Consider the following 18408-nt stretch of genomic DNA (forward strand, 5'->3'; position numbering starts at 1 on the left):
CAACGCATGCCGCCGGCGCGCCCCATGGCGCCAAAGGCTCCGACGCCGTCGCCCACGCATCGCTCGCAGCGGGCGGACCGCAGGCCCGCGCGCTGGGGCAGGCGCTGCGCACCGCCCTGCAGACCAGCGGCCTGTTCTACGAATCGCATCTGACCGACATGGTGTTCGGCCGGACCAATCCGTCCACCTTGCAGAACGAGCCGCAGGCCCGCCTGACCAAGGAAGCCGCCACCCAAGGCAATGCCCAGGCCCGCGGCCGCACCGAGAGCGCCAGCACCGCACGCGCCGGCGCCGAAACCTCGGGCCCGTCAGGCTCGTCCGGGCCGTCGACGCCCGGCGCGCCGATCAGCGGCATCCACCAGGACCTGACCGTGCTGGTTCGCCAGCAGCTGGACGTGCTGGCGAACCAGACGCTGAACTGGCAGGGCGAAGCCTGGCCCGGCACGCCGATGGAATGGGAAGTAGAGCGCGACCCCTATGGCGCGGACCGCGAGTCGGCGGTCCCCACCTGGGCGACCCGCGTGAAACTGGACTTGCCGCGCCTGGGCCTGGTGGACGCCCGGCTGAACCTGGCCGGCGACCAGATCGTCCTGCAGCTGATCGCCCCGCACAGCGCCACCGAAATCAATGATTCGTCGGACATGCTGCGCTCGCGCCTGCTGGCAGCCGGCCTCACCCTGAGCAATCTTTCGGTAAGCGTGGTGGAACCGCGCCCCGTCATCCCGGCCGACTTCTGATGAGCACCCTCCCCACCTCTGCGGACAACGGCCCCAACGCCAACCGCAACGCGGCGGTCGCCATTTCCTACGACGAAAAGGACGGCGCGCCGCGCGTCGTCGCCAAAGGCTATGGCCAGCTTGCAGACACCATCGTCCGCGCCGCCGAGGAAAATGGGCTGTATGTGCACGAATCGCGCGAACTGGTCGGCCTGCTCATGCAGGTCGATCTGGATGCGCATATTCCGCCCCAACTCTACGTAGCGGTGGCAGAATTGCTCGCCTGGCTGTATCGCCTGGAATCGCGCGAGCTTCCCGACGCCGCGCAGCCCGAAATTTCTACCTAAGGACTATCAACGTGTTGGATGCCAGCGACCCGGAATTCGTGCTGACCCGGCCGGAAGACATGCGCTCAGCCCTCTTCGAGCTGACGCACCCCGACAGCCACATCCTTGTGCGCGACGCGGCCGACCGCGAAATCGCCGTGCTCATTCTGGGCGCCGACAAGCAGACGCGCCAGTTCTTCTGGCGTCCGCGCGACTATGACGGCGCGGATTTCGAGCAGTCCGACAGCATGGGCCTGCTGAGCGGCACGACGTTTTATTTCAATGCCACCGCCTATGGCGGCGTACAGATCCGCTTCCGCGTGCAGCGCCCCGAAGTCATCCACTTCGACGACGGCAGCGCGGCGTTGATGTCGGCGTTCCCCGACCGCCTGGCGCGCATCCAGCGCCGCAAGATGTTCCGCGCCTCGATGATCTCCAGCGCCAGCCGCTGCTCCGCCTCCTGGCAGCCCGATCCCGCGAAAAAACCCGTCGGCTTCTCCGTGCGCGATATTTCGGTGGACGGCGTGGGATTGCGCGCGGGACTGGCGGTCGGCGAACTGCCCGCGAGCGGCGCCGTGATGGAGGGCGTGGAACTGGATTTCGGCGAACTGGGCAAGCTCAGCGCCGACCTGGAAGTGCGCAACGTGTATCCGGTTTCGGGCCAGCCCATGGGCGCGCCGGAAGCTGCCGACGACGGGGAGCCCAAGCATGTGTCGCTCACCGGCGAGCCGCCGGTCAGCCACGTGGGCGCGTTGTTCCTGAATCTGAATGCCCGCCAGGAGAACTGGCTGCAGCAGGTGGTGTGGCGCCTGGAGAAAGGCGCGCAGCGCAACTGAACGGGCGCGGGCCCGCTCCGGGAGGCCCCGCGCGCCGGTCCCGCAGGCCTTAGACGGCCATCGAGGAGATTTCCTTGTAGGCCGCAACCAGCTTGTTGCGCACCTGCACGGCGGTCTGGAAGCCGATGCTGGCTTTCTGCATGTCGATCATCACGTCATTCAACGAGATATCCGGCGCGCCCAGCTCGAAGGCCTTGGCCTGAGCGGTCGCGGCATTCTGCGCGGACGTCACGCGGCGGATGGAGCGCTGCAGTTCGGCGGCAAAACCGTCGGGCTGGCCCACGGCCTCGCCTGCGGCCAAATTGCCGGTTTCCGCCTTGCTCACTACCGAGCGCATCTGCTGGAGCATGCTTTCGATGCCGGACAAGCCTGAGACAGCCATTACCTGATTCCTTGCTGGTGGGGGATTACGCCAAAGTACCCCCGAAGCGTAGCGCCGATCCGGTTGGTCCATAGCCGACAAAAACCGCCAAAAATCCCGACATTTCATCGGATGCAACCGGCCTGCCCTGCGGATGCGGCGCCGCTTTGCGCCTTGTCATCGACATAGGGATTAAGTAACGCCAAAAAACGGCTGTTTTCGTCGATTGGGATTGCCGTCTCAGGGGCAATAATCCACGCTCTCCCCAGACCAGAAGCACGTTGCATGTGTAATCGGCCCTACCCAGACATGAAGTCATTTTCCCTGCTCCGCGAAGCCAGCGGGAGCCGTCAATGAATCAGCAGGCTACCCTGAGCTCGTCGCTTCTGGCCAAGTTCCCCGTGCTGGAAAAGATCCGGGCGCTGCCCAAGCCCATTCTGCTCGGCGCCGCCGCAGCGGTGGTCGCGGTGATCGTCGCCGTGGCCATGTGGAGCAGCGAACCCAAGTACAAGGTCCTGTTCTCGAACCTGGACGACCGCGATGGCGGCGCCATCGTGACGGCCCTGGGCACGATGAACGTTCCCTACCGCTACAACGAGACGGGCACCGCCCTCCTCGTTCCGGCGGACCGTGTCTACGACGCCCGTCTGCAGCTGGCCTCGCAAGGCCTGCCGCGCGGCGGTTCGGTCGGTTTCGAACTGATGGACAACGCCCGCTTTGGCGCCAGCCAGTTCGCAGAACAGATCAACTACCAGCGCGGCCTGGAAGGCGAACTGGCCCGGTCGATTGAAGCCATGCACACCGTGCAGCATGCGCGCGTCCACCTGGCCATGCCGCGCCAGTCGCTGTTCGTGCGTGAACGCCAGGCGCCCACGGCGTCGGTGCTGCTGAACCTGTATCCCGGCCGCAGCCTCAGCGACGCCCAGGTGTCCGCCATTTCCTGGCTGGTCGCCAGCAGCGTGCCCGAACTGACCGCCGAAAGCGTGTCCATCGTCGACCAGAACGGCCGCCTGCTGTCGGCTCCGCTGGGCGAAGGCCGCGGCATGGACGCGGACCAGCTGCGCTTCGTGCGCGAAATGGAACAGCGCACCGTCGAGCGCATCCTCACCATCCTGAATCCCCTGGTCGGCCCCGGCAACGTGCACGCCCAGGCGACCGCCGACGTGGACTTCGCCCGCCGCGAAGAGACGTCCGAGGTCTACCGCCCCAATCAGGAGCCTGGCCAGGCCGCCGTGCGCAGCCAGCAGACCAGCGACTCGACCCAGCGCGGCGTCGGTCCCGCCCAGGGCGTGCCCGGCGCGCTGTCGAATCAGGCGCCGGCCAACGCCCAGGCGCCGATCACCAATCCGCCCCAACAGCAGCCCCCCCGCCCCGGCCAGCCGCAGCAGCCCGCCAACGCGCAGCAACAGCAGCAGCAACAGCAGCAGACCGGCACCCAGGGCGCAACCGGCAGCCTGAACGAGCGCCGCGACGCCACCACCAACTATGAAGTGGACCGCACCATCAGCCACATCAAGCAGCCGGTGGGCAATCTGAAGCGCATGTCGGTCGCCGTGGTGGTGAACTACATCCGCGACAAGGACGGCGAGCCGCAAGCCCTGCCGCCCGAAGAACTGAACAAGCTCACCAACCTGGTCCGCGAGGCCATGGGCTATTCCGAGGCGCGCGGCGATTCGCTGAACCTCGTGAACAGCCAGTTCAACGACGGTCCTCCGCCGGTGCCGATGTGGCGCGATCCGGAAATGATCTCGTTGTTCAAGACGATTCTTGCCTGGCTGGTGGGCGGCGTGCTGGCGCTGTGGCTGTATCGCAAGCTGCGCCGCTCCGTGGGCGACTACCTGTACCCGCCGGTTGATCCGGAAGTGGCCGAAGCCGAGCGCGCCGAAGCGGCCCGCGAGGCCCAGGACCTGGCCCGCGCCAAGGAAACGGACCGCTATCAGGACAACCTGGAGCGCGCCCGCAACATGGCCAACAAGGATCCGCGCGCTGTCGCCATGGTCCTGCGCACCTGGATGAACAAAGATGAAAAATGATTCCACTCCCATGGACGGCATGACGCGCAGCGCCGTCCTGATGATGTCGCTGGGCGAAGACGCCGCGGCCGAGGTCTTCAAGTACCTGAGCGCCCGTGAAGTTCAGCAGGTGGGCGGCGCCATGGCCAGCCTGAAGCAGGTCACGCGCAACGATGTCGCCGTTGTGCTGGAAGAATTCCGCCAGGAAGCCGACCAGTTCATGGCCGTCACCCTGGGTTCGGACGACTACATCCGCACCGTCCTGACCAAGGCGCTGGGCAGCGACCGCGCCGCCGGCCTGATCGAGGACATCCTGGAAGCCGGCGACGGCGGCAGCGGCATCGACGCGCTGAACTGGCTGGACCCGACCACCGTGGCCGAGCTGATCGGCGACGAGCACCCGCAGATCATCGCGACCATCCTGGTGCACCTGGAGCGCGACCGCGCGGCGGGCGTGCTGGCGCTGCTGACCGACCGCCTGCGCAACGACGTGATGCTGCGCATCGCCACCTTCGGCGGCGTGCAGCCTGCGGCGCTGTCGGAACTGACCGAAGTGCTCAACTCCGTGCTGGCCGGCCAGGGCGCAAAGCGCAGCAAGATGGGCGGCGTACGCACCGCGGCCGAGATCCTGAACATGATGAATTCGACTCAGGAAGAGACCGTGGTCGCCAGCCTGCGCGAGCGCGACAACGACCTGGCGCAGAAGATCATCGACGAGATGTTCGTGTTCGACAACCTGCTCGACGTCGAAGACCGCGCGATCCAGCTCATCCTCAAGGAAATCGACAACGACACGCTCATGGTCGCGCTCAAGGGCGCCCAGGAAGAGCTGCGCGCGAAGTTCCTGCGCAACATGTCCAGCCGCGCCGCCGAAATGCTGCGCGAGGATCTGGAAGCGCAAGGCCCGATCCGCATGTCGAAGGTCGAAACCGAACAGAAGAAGATCCTCCAGATCGCCCGCCGCCTGGCCGAAAGCGGCCAAATCGTGCTGGGCAACTCCGGAGACGACGCGTATGTCTGAAGCGGACCGCGGCGCGACGACGCTCATCTCGCGCAGCGCCGCCTGGCGGCGCTGGCAGATGCTGTCGTTCGACGAGCCGGAGCCCGTCGAAGCCGAACCGGAACCCGAACCCGATCCGGGTCCCGATCCCGCCGTGGTGATGGCGCAGCTGCGCGCCCAGGCGATCGCGGAAGGACACGAGGAAGGCGCGGCCCGCGGCCATGCCGCCGGCCTGGAAGCAGGCCAGCAGGCGGGCTATGAAGCCGGCCTGGCCGCCGGCCGCGAAGCCGGCTTTGCCGAAGGCCTGGCCCAGGGCCGCGAACAAGGCGCCGCCGAGGCGCAGCGCCTGCACGCCTTGGTCGAAGCCTGCGCGGTTTCGCTTGGCGCGCTGGAAGAAAAGATGGGCCAGAGCCTCCTGACCCTGGCCCTGGACATCGCCCAGCAGGTGGTCCGCACCACCCTCGCCGACCAGCCCGAGACCGTCGTCGGCGCGGTGCGCGACGTGCTCCACATCAACCCGACCGCGGGCGGGCAGATGCGCCTGTGGGCCAACCCCGACGACATCGAGCTGATCCGTCTGCACCTGGCCGACGAACTGAAGGAAGGTCACTGGCGCGTCCTGGCCGACGAGTCGATCACGCGCGGCGGCTGCCGCGCGGAGACGCCGTTCGGCGACATCGACGCCACGCTGCAGACCCGCTGGCGCCGCGTGGCCGCCTCGCTGGGCCGCAATGCGTCGTGGGAGGAACCGGCGTGAGCGCCCAATCGGTCCCCGCGCAGCCCGGCCAGCCCACGGCGCCCGCCGCCACCGCGCCGGCCGCGCCCGTGATCGACCGCTGGCAGACCCAGCTGCAGATCGGTTCGATCCGCGCGGCGTCCACCGACCCCTGGCTGGTCAGCGGCAAGATCACCCGGGCCACGGGCCTGGTGCTGCACGCCACCGGCCTGCGCCTGCCCGTGGGCGCCGCCGCCCGCATCGAAATCGCGCGCGGCCACGACCACTGGGCCGACGCTGAAGTCGTCGGCTTCGACGGCCACACCCTCTATCTGATGCCGCAGGCCGACATTTCCGGCCTGCCTCCCGGCGCGCGCGTCGTGCCGGGCGAACCGCCCGTGCAGCGCCAGATCCCGCTGCCGCGCAAGGCTGAACTGAACGGCAACGCCAAGCCCCAGCTGGGCCGCCACCTGCCGGTCGGCAACGCGCTGCTGGGACGCGTGCTCGACGGCGCCGGCCGCCCGCTGGACGGCCTGGGCCCGCTGACGGGCGCCGAACTGGCCCCTCTTTCCGCCCAGCCCATCAACCCGCTGTCGCGCGCGCCGATTGATACGGTGCTGGACACGGGCGTGCGCGCCATCAACGGCCTGCTGACGGTCGGCCGCGGCCAACGCATGGGCCTGTTCGCCGGTTCCGGCGTGGGCAAGAGCGTGCTGCTCGGCATGATGGCCCGCTACACCAAGGCCGATGTCATCGTCGTGGGCCTGATCGGCGAGCGGGGCCGTGAAGTCAAGGAATTCATCGAGCACAACCTGGGCCCCGAGGGTCTGGCGCGCTCGGTCGTGGTGGCCGCGCCCGCCGACGTCTCGGCGCTGCTGCGCCTGCAGGGCGCCGCCTACGCGACGCGCCTGGCCGAGCACTTCCGCGACCAGGGCCTGGACGTGCTGCTGATTATGGACTCGCTGACCCGCTACGCGATGGCGCAACGGGAAATCGCGCTGGCCATCGGCGAACCGCCCGCCACCAAAGGCTATCCGCCGTCTGTGTTCGCCAAGCTGCCCACGCTGGTGGAACGCGCCGGCATGGGCGCACCCGGCCCGTCCGGCAAGGCCGGCTCGATCACGGCGTTCTATACCGTGCTGGCCGAAGGCGACGACCAACAGGATCCCATCGCGGACTCGGCGCGGGCCATCCTGGACGGCCACGTGGTGCTGTCGCGCCACCTGGCCGAAGCCGGCCACTACCCGGCCATTGATATCGAAGCGTCGATCTCGCGCGCCATGACCTCGCTCATCACGCCGCAGCAGTTCTCGATCGTGCGCCGCTTCAAGCAGAGCCTGTCGCGCTATCAGCGCAATCGCGACCTCATCGCCGTCGGCGCCTACGCCGCCGGCAACGATCCGCAGCTGGATGACGCGATCGCGCGCTATCCCCGCCTGGAAGCCTTCCTGCAACAGGACATCGGCGAGAACGTCGGCTACGAAGACGCCGTCAACCAGTTGCGAGCCAGTTTCGAATCACGGGACACCTATGCCTAGCCAATTGCCCCTGGACATGCTGATCAACCTGGCCAAGGAAAGCACGGACGAAGCCGCGCGCCTCCTAGGCCGGCTCACCGCCGAACGCAGCAATGCGGAACGCCAGCTCTCCATGCTGCACGACTACCGCCAGGACTACCTCGAACGCCTGCAACAGGCAATGACGAGCGGCATGGCGGCCAGCGATTGCCACAACTATCAGCGCTTCATCGGCACGCTGGACGACGCGATCGGCCAGCAGCAGACCGTGCTGCGCCAGGCCGAGGAAAACCTGTCCAAGGGCCGCCTTTACTGGCAGCAGGAAAAGCGCAAGCTCAACTCCTACGACGCCTTGGCGCAGCGCGAACTGCGCGCCCAGGCTTTGGTGGAATCCCGCCGCGAACAGCGCGTCAACGACGAATACTCCGCCCGCCTGGTCCAGCGCCAGACCGGCGGCATGCATTAAGCGATACCTCACAGGAAGCCCAAGATGACCGCTCCCCTGCCCTTGCCTTTGATCGCGCCGACCGCGCCGACGTCGATCGCCGACGTAATCGGCGCCAAGTCCGCGTCGGCCAACAAGAAAGGCCCCAGCTTCTCGGATGTGCTGGCCCAGCAGCGCCCGGCGCAGCAGCGGCCGGCCCAGGCCGCCGACGCGCGCCCCGCGCGCGGCGACGCCAAGACGCCGTCCAATGGCAAGAATCCCGACGAACCCGCCGCCGCAGCCGAAGGCGCCGCCGCCGGCGCGATCGACGAAGCCGTGCAGACCGCCGCCCAGGCGGAAGCCGGCGCCCTCGCCGTCGCCGCCGCGCAGCAGCCGGTTGCCGCGCCCGTGCTGCCGCAGCAGGCCCTGGAAATCGCCGCCCAGGCGGCCGAACAGGTGCAGATCGCCCGCGGCAATGCGGCGGCCACCGCTACCGCGATGAGCAACGGCGCCGCCGTACTGACCGCGGCGCTGACCGCCGCCGATACGGCCCTCCCGGCCGCAGCGCAGGCTGCGCAGACGCCCGTCGCGGCCACCGCCGACGAGGCCCAGGCCGGCGCCGCGCTGGCTGCCCGCGATGCCCAGGCCGCCCTGCCGGTCCTGACCGCCGCCGTCAAGCCGGGCAGCACGCCCACCGCCTCGACCGCCGTCGACCCCAAGCTTGCCGCCAAGGCCGACACCCCGCGCGCCGCACTCGAGGTCTCGCTGCCGCGCCCGGCGCGCGACCTGCGTGCCCAGGCCGAGCAGGCGCCCGCCCTGCCGGTGCAGGAACATGCAGCCGAGGACGATCAGGCGGTCCTGCTGGCCGGCACGACCCCGCAGTTCCAGGCTCCGCAGCATGGCGCCAGCGCCCAGGACGCGCTGGCCCAGGCGCTTGCCGCAGCCACGCAGCGCCAGGCGGCCCCGGTGGTCAACCAGGCCGCCGTGGCGCAACCCGTCGTTCCGGTCGTGCTGCAGGTCGCTACGCCAGTTGGCGCCACGCACTGGGGCACCGAACTCGGCCAGCAGATGGTCATGATGAGCAGCAACGCGCGCCAAGGCATGCAGACCGCCGAATTGCGGCTGGATCCGCCCGACCTCGGTCCGCTGCGCGTCAGCCTGAACCTGTCGGATGGCGTGGCCTCCGCCTCGTTCGTGTCCGCGCACGCCTCGGTGCGTCAGGCCATTGAAGTCGCCATCCCGCAGTTGCAGCAGGCGCTGGCCCAGGCCGGCATCTCGCTGGGACAGACCAGCGTGGGCGAACAGGCCGCGCAACAGGAATTCGCGCAGCAGAACGGCGGCGGTTCGCAACGCCAGCAAGGCGGCGGATCGGCCGTGGCGGACGGCTCGGCCGATGCCTCGCAGCCCGCCGTAACGGTGGCGCGCAACGCCAATGCATTGGTCGACACCTTTGCGTAATGAACGAGCGGCCCGCGGCCGGCAACGGACGCGGGCAGTGCAGCAATAGCTTGAGATACGCGGCTTTCGCCCTGTTTTTCGCCTCCAAGCGGCGGCGGGATTTCGGGCAGAATGCTTTCATCCACTAAGAACCCGTTTTCACCGGCGGCACAACACGCATCGATACCCAGATGGCGACAATCAAACCCATTCCCGCGCCGGCGCGCGGCGCGACGACCTCCGGCGGCATCGGCCGCATCCTTCGCCCGGTGCTGGCGATCCTGGTGCTGCTTCTGGTCGCTGCCGCCAGCGCGGGCGCAACCTGGTTCATCACCCAGCGCATGCAGCCGCAAGCCGGCAACGCGGTGCAGCTGGGCGTGGGCCAGGTTCCCGCCGGCCAGCCCGGCCAACCCGGCCAACCCGGCCAGCCGGGTCAGGCAGGCCAAGGCGCGCAAGGCCCCCAGGCCACGCCGACGACCTTCGTCGCGCCGTCCGCCACGCCCATTGCCGTGCCCGCCCCGATCTTCGTTCCGATCGAAGCGTTCACCGTCACGCTGCAGAACGCCGAAACCGAGCGCATCATGCACGTCGGCCTGACGCTGCGCGTGAGCGATGAGCAGACCCGCACCCGCCTGGAAAAATACATGCCGGAAGTGCGCAGCCGCATCCTGATGGTGCTGTCCGCGCAATCGCCCACCGGCGTCCAGACGCAACAGGGCAAGAACGACATGGTCGCGGCCATCAAGCAGGCGGTGAACCGCCCCTTCTCGCCCCTGCCTGACGGCCAGTATGTCACCGACGTGCTGTTCACGGCGTTCGTGGTGCAATAAGCATGGCCTACGAGGCATTTCTTTCGCAGGACGAAGTCGATGCGCTGCTGGCCGGCGTCACCGGCGAGAGCGATAGCAAAAAGGAATCAGAAGGCCCCAGCGCCGGCGCGCGCGCCTACGACCTGAGCTCGCCCGAGCGGGTGGTCCGCCGCCGCATGCAGACGCTGGAGCTCATCAACGAGCGTTTTGCGCGCAACATGCGCAACGTGCTGCTGAACTTCATGCGCCGCAGCGCCGACATCACCGTCGGTTCGATCAAGATCCAGAAGTACGCAGACTTCGAACGCAACCTGCCCGTGCCGAGCAATCTGAACATGATTCAGATGAAGCCGCTACGCGGCACGGCGCTCTTCACGTATGACCCGAACCTGGTGTTCCTGGTCATCGACAGCCTGTTCGGTGGCGATGGCCGCTACCACACGCGCGTCGAAGGCCGGGACTTCACCACCACCGAACAGCGCATCATCCGGCGCCTGCTCAACCTGACCCTGGAAAGCTACGGCAAGTCCTGGGATCCCGTCTATCCGATCGAGTTCGAATACGTACGCTCGGAGATGCACACCAAGTTCGCCAGCATCACCGGCAACAATGAAGTGGTGGTCGTCACCTCGTTCCACATCGAATTCGGCGCGACCGGCGGCGACCTGAACATCTGCCTGCCCTACTCCATGATCGAGCCGGTGCGCGATCTGCTGACGCGTCCGCTGCAGGAGACCACGCTCGAAGAGGTCGACCAGCGCTGGTCGCTGCAGCTTTCCCGCCAGGTGCGCAGCGCCGACATCGACGTGGTCGCGGAATTCGCGCGCATCCCGTCGTCGATCCGCGAACTGATCAGCCTGAAGGTCGGCGACGTCCTTCCGGTCGACGTGCCCGAAACCGTCATCGCCAGCGTCGACGGCGTGCCGCTGATGGAATGCGGCTACGGCGTCTTCAACGGCCAGTACGCCTTGCGCGTGCAAAACCTGTTTACCCACGATACAGAACCCAACGAGGCCTCTGACCATGACTGACAAGAACGAGCCCGGCACCGGCTCGTCCCCGGCCGACGACTGGGCCGACGCGCTCGCCGAACAATCCCGCGCCAACCCGCCCACGCAAGCCGACGGTCTGAAGCCGCAGGACGACTGGGCCGCCGCGATGGCTGAACAGACCGCCGCCACGGCGCCGGCAGCCCCGGCGCCCGCACCGGCTCCCGCGCCCGCGGCGCCTGCCGCGCAGCCGGCATCGCAATCCGTGTTCAAGCCTCTGGCAGGCGCGGTCGCCGGCCAGGGCAACGACATCGACCTGATCATGGACGTGCCCGTCCAGCTGACGGTCGAGCTGGGCCGCACCCGCCTGACCATCAAGAACCTGCTCCAGCTGGGCCAGGGCTCGGTGGTCGAGCTCGACGGCCTGGCCGGCGAACCGATGGACATCTTCGTCAACGGCTACCTCATCGCCCAGGGCGAAGTCGTGGTCGTCGAGGAAAAGTACGGTATCCGCCTGACCGACATCATCACCCCGTCCGAGCGGATCAACCGCTTGAACAACCGTCGCTGAAGACCTGGCGCCATGACCGAACCTGCCCTGCTGCGCGTCATCGTCGGCCTCGTGCTGGTGGTGGCCGCCATCCTGGTTTCGGCATGGCTGGCCAAGCGCGCCGGACTGATGCAGCGCGGCGGCGGCAACCTGCTGCGCCAGGTCGCCAGCCTGCCCGTCGGCCCGCGCCAAAGCATCGTCGTCGTCGAGATCGAAGACACCTGGCTGGTGGTGGGCGTCGGCCCGAACCAGCTCACCACCCTGCATACCCTGCCCGCCGGCCAGTTGCCGGAGGGCTCGCCTCTGCCCACCGCCGCCTTCGCCGCCAAGCTGGGCCAGGCCCTCAAGCGCCGCTAGGGCCCTGCGGCCGAGGCGCGATTCCAGCGACACCCATGAGTTTGCTCACCAGCCCGACTTCCGCCCGCGCCAGCCGCCGCGCGCTGCCCATGCTGGCCGCCGCCGCGGTCCTGGGCCTGGCCTTCTTTCCGGCCGGCGTCGTCGCGCAGGCCACGCTGCCCGCGCTGACCGCCACGCCGGGCGCGGACGGCTCGCAGACGTATTCGCTCAGCATGCAAACCATGCTGCTGATGACGTCGCTGTCGTTCCTGCCGGCGGCGCTGCTGATGATGACGGGCTTTACGCGCATCATCATCGTGCTGGGCCTGCTGCGCAGCGCCATGGGCACCGCCATGTCGCCGCCCAACCACGTGCTCATCGGCCTGGCGCTGTTCCTGACCTTCTATACGATGTCGCCGGTGTTCGACAAGATCTACGCCGACGCCTATAAGCCCTTGTCCGAGGGCACGATCCAGTTCGAGACGGCGGTCGAGCGCGCCGCCGGCCCGCTGCGCACGTTCATGCTGCACCAGACCCGTGAAAACGACCTGTCGCTGTTCGCAAACCTGGCCAAGCAGCCCGCGCTGGAAGATCCGTCCCAGGTCCCCATGCGCATCCTGGTGCCCGCCTTCATCACCAGCGAACTGAAGACCGCGTTCCAGATCGGCTTCACGATCTTCATCCCCTTCCTCATCATCGACCTGGTGGTGGCCAGCGTGCTGATGGCGCTGGGCATGATGATGGTGCCGCCCGTGACCGTCGCCCTGCCCTTCAAGCTGATGCTGTTCGTGCTGGCCGATGGCTGGAACCTGCTTATGGGCTCGCTGGCCCAAAGCTTCTACCAGTAGCGCCCCGAGGAGAATCGCCATGACTGCCGAAACCGTCATGACCATGACCTACCAGGCGATGAAGATCGTCCTGGCGATGGCCGGTCCGCTGCTGCTCGTCACCCTGGTCGTCGGCCTGGTCATCAGCATTTTCCAGGCGGCCACGCAGATCAACGAAATGACGCTGTCGTTCATTCCGAAGCTGCTGGCCATGTGCGGCGTCCTGGTGCTGCTGGGCCCCTGGCTGATCGGCGTCATGGTTGACTACATCCGGCAGCTCATCGGCCAGATCCCCATGCTGGTGTCCTGAGCGGCCCCGCCGCAGGACGCCCGCATTCCCCATCATGATCGCCTTCACGCTCGAACAGCTCAACGGCTGGATCGGCCAGTTCCTCTGGCCGTTCGTGCGCATCCTGGCGCTGGTGGGCACGGCGCCGCTGTTTTCCGAATCGCTGATACCGGTCAAGGTCAAAGTCGGCCTGTCCTTCGTCCTGGCCGTGGCCATCAGCCCGGCGCTGGACCCCATGCCGCCCATATCGCCCGGTTCTTTTGCCGGCCTCTGGATGGTGATGCAGCAGGTGCTGATCGGCATCGCCATGGGCTTTACCATGCGCCTGGTGTTCGCCGCCGTCCAGACCGCGGGCGAATTCGTCGGCCTGCAGATGGGCCTGTCGTTCGCCTCGTTTTTCGATCCCAGCTCCGGCGCCAACACGGCCGTGCTGTCCCGGCTGTTCAACATCGTGGCGATGCTGACATTCCTGGCGCTGGACGGACACCTGCTGGTGCTGGCCGCCCTGGTCCGCTCCTTCGACACCCTGCCTATCGCCATGATCCAGCTGCACCAGAACGGCTGGGGCGCGGTGGTGGAATGGGGCAAGACCGTGTTCGTCTCCGGCCTGCTGCTGGCGCTGCCGCTGATCTGCGCGCTGCTGACCATCAACCTTGCCATGGGCATCCTGAACCGCGCCGCCCAGCAGCTATCCGTGTTCTCCGTCGGCTTCCCCGTCACGCTGATCATCGGCGTGACCGTGCTGGCCGTGGTCCTGCCGCACGCGGGACCCTTCCTGGAATCGCTGTTCGAGTCCGGCCTGTCGGCCATGAGCCGGGTGGTCGACGCGCTGGCGGGCCGATAGGCGGCCGCTGGATCCCACAAAAAAAGCGGCAGTCTGCCGCTTTTTTCTTGCACCGGGCTCGCCGACGCTTAAGACTGCCCCACCACCCGGAACACGCGGATGGTTTCGCGCAGCGCGCCCGACTGGTTGCCCAGCTGCATCACGGCGCCGCCCAGCTCCTGCACCAGCGCGGTATTCTGCACCGTCATCACGTCCATCTGCGACACCGCGGTGTCGACCTGCTCGATGCCGCTGGACTGCTCCTGCGACGCGCGCGAGATCTCGCCAATGATGTCCGTGACGCGGTGCACGGCGGCCACGATGTCCTGCATGGTCGCCCCGGCCTGCTCCGCCTGCGCCGAGCCTTCCGTGACGCGGTCCACCGAATCCTCGATCAGCGCCTTGACCTCTTTGGCGGCCTGCGCGCTCTTCTGCGCCAGGCTGCGCACCTCGCCCGCCACCACGGCGAAGCCCTTGCCCGATTCGCCCGCCCGCGCCGCTTCCACCGCCGCGTTCAGGGCCAGGATGTTGGTCTGGAACGCGATGCCTTCAATGATGGTGACGATATCCGCGATCTTGCGCGAACTGTCGGAAATGCCGTGCATGGTGTTGACCACCTGGCTGACCGCCACACCCCCGCGGCGCGCCACGTCCATGCTGCTGGCGGCCAGCTGGTTGGCCTGGCGGGCGTTGTCGGCATTCTGGCGCACGGTCGACGTCAATTGCTCCATGCTGGCGGCGGTCTGCTGCAGCGAGGCCGCCTGGCCTTCCGTGCGGCCGGCCAGTTCCTGGTTGCCGCGCGCGATGTGGACCGCGGCATGCGTGGTGCCTTCGATCCCCCGGTACACGTCCTGGGCGATGCCGATGAGGCTCTTGCGCATCACCTCCAGCGAGAACTTCAGGCTGCCAACCTCGTCGTCGGAATCCGCGATGATCTGCGTGGTGAGGTTGCCCGCCGCGACTTGGCGCGCCATGTTGGCGGCGTCGAGCATCGGTTCCAGCAACGAGCGCGACAGGCTCCAGCCCATGGCGAAGATCGTCACGACGCCCAGCGCGATCGCGCCGCAGCCCAGCCCGGCGCCCCATGCGTCCAGGCTGGACCAGTTGGCGTGCAGCCCATAGGCGCCGGCCGCCGCCACGATGCCCGACGACAGCATTGCGTGGCGCAGCATGCGGTTGCGCACGCCCGGCAGGAACGGGAACGCCAGCACGTCCAGCCCGCGGCGCCAGCCGGCGCGCACCGGCCGGCCGCGCAGGATGCGCACGCCCCTGGCTGTACCTTCACGGATGCGCGCGTAAAGCGCTTCGGCCATCTCGATCTGCTCTTCCGAGGGGCGCACCCGGACCGACGAATAGGCCACGACCTCGCCGTTCTCGACAATCGGCGTGGCGTTCGCCAGCACCCAGTAGTAGCCGCCGTCCTTGCGCCGGTTCTTGACCACGCCCAGCCACGACTCGCCGGATTCCAGCGTCTGCCACAGGTCCTCGTAGGCCTCGGCCGGCATGTCCGGGTGGCGCACGATATTGTGCGGCTTGCCAATGAGTTCTTCGCGAGTAAAGCCGCTGACTTCGACGAACGCCGGGTTCGCATAGACAATGCGGCCCTTGCTGTCGGTACGCGAGATCAGGTACTGATCCTCGCGCAGCTTGGTTTCCACATCGGTGATGGGTAGGTTGACGCGCACGGCTTGCCTCCAGTTACAACATATACGACAGCAGATGGACGACGGCGCTCGAACCAGCCGCGACGCCCCGCATCGCCTCGTTCCCGCCTGATTCGTCTGGCGCTCCGCTTACCGCGCAAACCGCCATCGACCACTGTGTTATTGCCCAAATAACGGGCACTAATATTGTTAACGGTCATATAGACGAAAACTTAACGTGCTTATGACTTGACCGGCGATCCTTATAACCACAATAAATAAGCAGTACCTCGAGCCCGGTCCGCGCCGGGCCTGAAACGCAAAAAGGCCGCGCCCGATCCCGCTGCTGCGGAATCGGGCGCGGCCCAGGATGCTGCCTTAGTTCAAGGACGGCGCTGCGTATCCGCCCAGTTGCTGGGCCGGAACTTCAATCACTTCGCCCGTATTGATCTTGAACACGGCCACCGCTTCAGCCAGGCGCTGCGCCTGTTCCTGCAGCGAGCCGGCCGCGGCCGCGGCCTCTTCCACCAGCGCCGCGTTCTGCTGCGTCACTTCGTCCATCTGCGACACCGCGCGGTTCACCTGGTCGATACCGCTGGACTGCTCCTCGGACGCCGCCGAGATCTCGCCCATGATGTCCGTCACGCGCTTGACCGACGCCACGATCTCTTGCATCGTCGCGCCTGCGCGTTCGACCTGCTGGGAACCGGCGCCCACCTTGGTCACCGAGTCCTCGATCAGGCCCTTGATTTCCTTGGCCGCCTGCGCGCTGCGCTGGGCCAGCGAACGCACTTCGCCCGCCACCACCGCAAAGCCCTTGCCTTGTTCGCCGGCGCGCGCGGCTTCCACCGCCGCGTTCAGCGCCAGGATGTTGGTCTGGAACGCAATGCCGTCGATCACCGACACGATCTCGGAAATCTTGCGCGAGCTGGCCGAAATGCCTTCCATGGTGCTCACCACTTCCGACACCGCAGAACCGCCGCGTTCGGCCACGTCCGACGCGCTGGCCGCCAGCTGGTTGGCCTGGCGCGCGTTGTCGGCGTTCTGCTTGACCGTCGAGGCCAGTTCTTCCATCGACGCCGCGGTTTCCTCGAGCGAGGCCGCCTGCTCTTCGGTGCGGCTGGACAGATCCGTATTGCCCGCCGAGATTTCGCGCGAACCCACGGTGATCTCATCCACGCCGCGGCGCACCGTCGACACCGTGCGGGTCAGGCTTTCCTGCATGCGCTTGAGCGCCGCGAACAGCTGGCCGATCTCGTTGTGCGAACGCACTTCGACGCGGCCGGTCAGGTCGCCGGCGGCGATCTTGTCGAAATGCTGGCCGGCTTCGACCAGCGGACGCACCACCAGGCGGCCAAACAGGATGCGCGCCAGAATCATCAGCAACAGCGCCAGGCCGACCGCAATGCCCACGGCCACCATGGCCAGATTGAAGTTGGCTTCGGCCTGGTCGATCGTGGCTTGCTGCTGGTCGCCGATGTACTTGCCGAACTGGCCGATCGCCTCGATGAAGGCGGCGCTGCGCGGCGTGCCGTATTCGTTGTTCACCATGTAGAACGTGGAATAGTCTTCGCTGCGCAGGGCTTCCACCATCGTGTCCACGCCATCGTCGATATAGGAGCGATAGCGGCGCACCAGGTTCATCGACAGCTGGCGGCCCGTGTCGTCTTCCAGCATGTTCTTCTGGAAGTCGGCAAAGCGGCTGCGCACGCCGGTCAGCAGATCCGTCGCGCCCTTGAGCGCCGCGGCGGCGTCACGCGCCGAATTCTCGCCGCTGCCCCAGCCGGATTCCTGCAGGTGACGCGCGGCCACCATCAGGCTCACGCGGGCGCGCAGCATGTCGCTATTGATGATCTCGACCTGCTTGGCGCGTTCGGTCAGCGCATTGACCTCGCGGATAGATTGATAATTGCTTTGCAGGAAGTGGGCGGCCAAGCCTCCCACCGCGGCGATCAGCACCGCGAAGAACGCCATGACCCACAGCAGCATCGTGCCGACGCGGGCATCGCGAAGCCGCATTTTGCGCTTGACCTTGGGTGCGCGCGCGGCTTTTTTCTTGCCGGCCTTGCCGGGCTTTGCACCGGATTCGAGACTCGCTTCCATTTTTTTCCCCATCCCTCAGGAACTACTCTGACCAAATGAAAAACCACCCTGTGGACACGCCCTGTTACATGGGGCATACACTCAGGGCGACGTACATCGCGGCTCGCGCCGCGATGTTCTCTACTGAACACCAGGGCTATTTGCCTTGGGGCGCCAGACCGGCCGGTTCGCCCGGTCCAGGTATGTAGATGGTTTGCACCTCGGGCTCCATCGCGGGCTGCGCCCAGTCCTGAGACGACTCAGGCACGGGCGCCGGACCCAGCAACTTTCGGCGTTCCCAAGGTTCCAGCAGAATATTGGTGCTGTCGACAAGCCGCATCAGACGGCCGTCGGGGCCGAACTGCAGCAGCGCATCCTTACGGCTGTACAAGCCGTCGGCGACAAAGGTTATCTTGAAGGACCAAAGCGCCAGCAAGGTGCCGTCGCTCTGTTTGAAACGTTGGGCCGGAGGCGCGGTCAGCGCGCGCGAGGCCTCTTCCAGCGTCGTCTGCCCGGGCGTCAGGGTCGACAGCTTGCTCGGGTCGAAGTTATGGCCCGTCGCCGCGCAGCCGGCCAGAATCACCGCAACTGCGGCCGCCGCCAGAAGATGTAGATAACCTCGCATACCCTGCCCATTTGCCGGCAATGCCGGCGTCAGAAAGATTCCCAATCGTCGTCCGAAGGCGCCTGCCGCCGGCTGGCCGCCGGCGCGGCCG

The 18408-nt window shown here is 67.2% G+C and carries 20 protein-coding genes; 16 read left to right on the forward strand and 4 right to left on the reverse strand.

Annotated elements, in window-relative coordinates:
* The 3 genes from fliK to KYC_RS13715 form a co-directional block, all read left to right on the forward strand.
* On the forward strand, positions 1-737 hold a 737-nt coding region (gene fliK / locus KYC_RS13705; RefSeq protein ID WP_008163170.1), incomplete at its 5' end, for a flagellar hook-length control protein FliK.
* Entirely contained in the window at positions 737-1063 is a 327-nt protein-coding gene (locus KYC_RS13710) for an EscU/YscU/HrcU family type III secretion system export apparatus switch protein (protein ID WP_008163172.1), read from the forward strand. The genes fliK and KYC_RS13710, both read left to right, overlap by 1 nt.
* A gap of 14 nt (positions 1064-1077) precedes the next feature.
* Entirely contained in the window at positions 1078-1878 is an 801-nt protein-coding gene (locus KYC_RS13715; RefSeq protein WP_008163174.1) for a flagellar brake protein, read from the forward strand.
* Positions 1879-1927: 49 nt separating this feature from the next.
* On the opposite strand, the gene fliE is transcribed toward KYC_RS13715, so the two are convergent.
* A complete protein-coding gene (gene fliE / locus KYC_RS13720) occupies positions 1928-2260 on the reverse strand; it encodes a flagellar hook-basal body complex protein FliE (RefSeq protein ID WP_043518397.1) in 333 nt (110 codons plus the stop codon).
* 332 nt (positions 2261-2592) lie between these two features.
* Between fliE and fliF the strand changes: the two genes are divergently transcribed.
* From fliF to fliR, 13 genes are all read left to right on the forward strand, one after another.
* A complete protein-coding gene (gene fliF / locus KYC_RS13725; protein ID WP_008163177.1) occupies positions 2593-4272 on the forward strand; it encodes a flagellar basal-body MS-ring/collar protein FliF in 1680 nt (559 codons plus the stop codon).
* On the forward strand, positions 4262-5272 hold the full coding sequence (fliG, locus tag KYC_RS13730; RefSeq protein WP_043518399.1) for a flagellar motor switch protein FliG: 1011 nt from the start codon (positions 4262-4264) through the stop codon (positions 5270-5272). Before fliF ends, fliG begins: the two co-directional genes overlap by 11 nt.
* Positions 5265-6008, forward strand: coding sequence for a flagellar assembly protein FliH (gene fliH / locus KYC_RS13735; protein ID WP_008163181.1), 744 nt, complete (start codon positions 5265-5267; stop codon positions 6006-6008). The genes fliG and fliH overlap by 8 nt, the downstream gene beginning before the upstream one ends.
* Positions 6005-7504 (forward strand): flagellar protein export ATPase FliI, encoded by a 1500-nt coding sequence (fliI, locus tag KYC_RS13740; protein ID WP_008163184.1) that lies wholly within the window; start codon positions 6005-6007, stop codon positions 7502-7504. Before fliH ends, fliI begins: the two co-directional genes overlap by 4 nt.
* Positions 7497-7949 carry a flagellar export protein FliJ gene (gene fliJ, locus KYC_RS13745; protein ID WP_008163185.1) on the forward strand — a complete coding sequence of 151 codons (453 nt, stop codon included), beginning with the start codon at positions 7497-7499 and terminating at the stop codon, positions 7947-7949. The genes fliI and fliJ overlap by 8 nt, the downstream gene beginning before the upstream one ends.
* Before the next feature lie 24 nt (positions 7950-7973).
* Positions 7974-9365, forward strand: coding sequence for a flagellar hook-length control protein FliK (locus KYC_RS13750; RefSeq protein ID WP_008163186.1), 1392 nt, complete (start codon positions 7974-7976; stop codon positions 9363-9365).
* 170 nt (positions 9366-9535) lie between these two features.
* Positions 9536-10174 carry a flagellar basal body-associated protein FliL gene (gene fliL / locus KYC_RS13755; protein ID WP_008163188.1) on the forward strand — a complete coding sequence of 213 codons (639 nt, stop codon included), beginning with the start codon at positions 9536-9538 and terminating at the stop codon, positions 10172-10174.
* 2 nt (positions 10175-10176) lie between these two features.
* A complete protein-coding gene (gene fliM, locus KYC_RS13760) occupies positions 10177-11184 on the forward strand; it encodes a flagellar motor switch protein FliM (RefSeq protein ID WP_008163189.1) in 1008 nt (335 codons plus the stop codon).
* Positions 11177-11713 (forward strand): flagellar motor switch protein FliN, encoded by a 537-nt coding sequence (gene fliN / locus KYC_RS13765; protein WP_008163190.1) that lies wholly within the window; start codon positions 11177-11179, stop codon positions 11711-11713. The genes fliM and fliN overlap by 8 nt, the downstream gene beginning before the upstream one ends.
* Positions 11714-11725: 12 nt before the next feature.
* Positions 11726-12049 carry a flagellar biosynthetic protein FliO gene (gene fliO, locus KYC_RS13770; RefSeq protein WP_008163191.1) on the forward strand — a complete coding sequence of 108 codons (324 nt, stop codon included), beginning with the start codon at positions 11726-11728 and terminating at the stop codon, positions 12047-12049.
* A gap of 35 nt (positions 12050-12084) precedes the next feature.
* Entirely contained in the window at positions 12085-12876 is a 792-nt protein-coding gene (gene fliP / locus KYC_RS13775) for a flagellar type III secretion system pore protein FliP (protein WP_008163192.1), read from the forward strand.
* A 19-nt stretch (positions 12877-12895) separates the two neighbouring features.
* Positions 12896-13165, forward strand: a complete 270-nt coding sequence (gene fliQ, locus KYC_RS13780) for a flagellar biosynthesis protein FliQ (protein WP_008163193.1) — start codon at positions 12896-12898, stop codon at positions 13163-13165.
* Positions 13166-13199: 34 nt separating this feature from the next.
* Positions 13200-13988, forward strand: a complete 789-nt coding sequence (fliR, locus tag KYC_RS13785; protein ID WP_008163194.1) for a flagellar biosynthetic protein FliR — start codon at positions 13200-13202, stop codon at positions 13986-13988.
* 68 nt (positions 13989-14056) lie between these two features.
* Here fliR and KYC_RS13790 read toward each other — a convergent pair whose 3' ends face one another.
* The 3 genes from KYC_RS13790 to KYC_RS13800 all read right to left on the reverse strand — a co-directional run bounded on the left by KYC_RS13790 (position 14057) and on the right by KYC_RS13800 (position 18317).
* A complete protein-coding gene (locus KYC_RS13790) occupies positions 14057-15652 on the reverse strand; it encodes a methyl-accepting chemotaxis protein (protein WP_008163195.1) in 1596 nt (531 codons plus the stop codon).
* A 336-nt stretch (positions 15653-15988) separates the two neighbouring features.
* The gene (locus KYC_RS13795; RefSeq protein ID WP_008163196.1) at positions 15989-17713 is read right to left on the reverse strand and encodes a methyl-accepting chemotaxis protein; all 1725 of its coding nucleotides are present in this window, start codon (positions 17711-17713) and stop codon (positions 15989-15991) included.
* A gap of 136 nt (positions 17714-17849) precedes the next feature.
* Positions 17850-18317 carry a hypothetical protein gene (locus KYC_RS13800; RefSeq protein ID WP_043518401.1) on the reverse strand — a complete coding sequence of 156 codons (468 nt, stop codon included), beginning with the start codon at positions 18315-18317 and terminating at the stop codon, positions 17850-17852.
* Positions 18318-18408: the final 91 nt, after the last annotated feature.

The organism is Achromobacter arsenitoxydans SY8, from assembly GCF_000236785.1.
GTDB lineage: Bacteria > Pseudomonadota > Gammaproteobacteria > Burkholderiales > Burkholderiaceae_B > Achromobacter > Achromobacter arsenitoxydans.

Coding starts and splice junctions, on each gene's coding strand:
- fliQ (WP_008163193.1), top strand. CDS start 12,896: ATGACTGCCGAAACCGTCATGACCATGACCTACCAGGCGATGAAGATC.
- fliG (WP_043518399.1), top strand. CDS start 4,262: ATGAAAAATGATTCCACTCCCATGGACGGCATGACGCGCAGCGCCGTC.
- KYC_RS13800 (WP_043518401.1), bottom strand. CDS start 18,317: ATGCGAGGTTATCTACATCTTCTGGCGGCGGCCGCAGTTGCGGTGATT.
- fliM (WP_008163189.1), top strand. CDS start 10,177: ATGGCCTACGAGGCATTTCTTTCGCAGGACGAAGTCGATGCGCTGCTG.
- fliE (WP_043518397.1), bottom strand. CDS start 2,260: ATGGCTGTCTCAGGCTTGTCCGGCATCGAAAGCATGCTCCAGCAGATG.
- fliH (WP_008163181.1), top strand. CDS start 5,265: ATGTCTGAAGCGGACCGCGGCGCGACGACGCTCATCTCGCGCAGCGCC.
- fliP (WP_008163192.1), top strand. CDS start 12,085: ATGAGTTTGCTCACCAGCCCGACTTCCGCCCGCGCCAGCCGCCGCGCG.
- KYC_RS13795 (WP_008163196.1), bottom strand. CDS start 17,713: ATGGAAGCGAGTCTCGAATCCGGTGCAAAGCCCGGCAAGGCCGGCAAG.
- fliO (WP_008163191.1), top strand. CDS start 11,726: ATGACCGAACCTGCCCTGCTGCGCGTCATCGTCGGCCTCGTGCTGGTG.
- KYC_RS13750 (WP_008163186.1), top strand. CDS start 7,974: ATGACCGCTCCCCTGCCCTTGCCTTTGATCGCGCCGACCGCGCCGACG.
- fliN (WP_008163190.1), top strand. CDS start 11,177: ATGACTGACAAGAACGAGCCCGGCACCGGCTCGTCCCCGGCCGACGAC.
- fliF (WP_008163177.1), top strand. CDS start 2,593: ATGAATCAGCAGGCTACCCTGAGCTCGTCGCTTCTGGCCAAGTTCCCC.
- fliL (WP_008163188.1), top strand. CDS start 9,536: ATGGCGACAATCAAACCCATTCCCGCGCCGGCGCGCGGCGCGACGACC.
- KYC_RS13710 (WP_008163172.1), top strand. CDS start 737: ATGAGCACCCTCCCCACCTCTGCGGACAACGGCCCCAACGCCAACCGC.
- fliR (WP_008163194.1), top strand. CDS start 13,200: ATGATCGCCTTCACGCTCGAACAGCTCAACGGCTGGATCGGCCAGTTC.
- fliJ (WP_008163185.1), top strand. CDS start 7,497: ATGCCTAGCCAATTGCCCCTGGACATGCTGATCAACCTGGCCAAGGAA.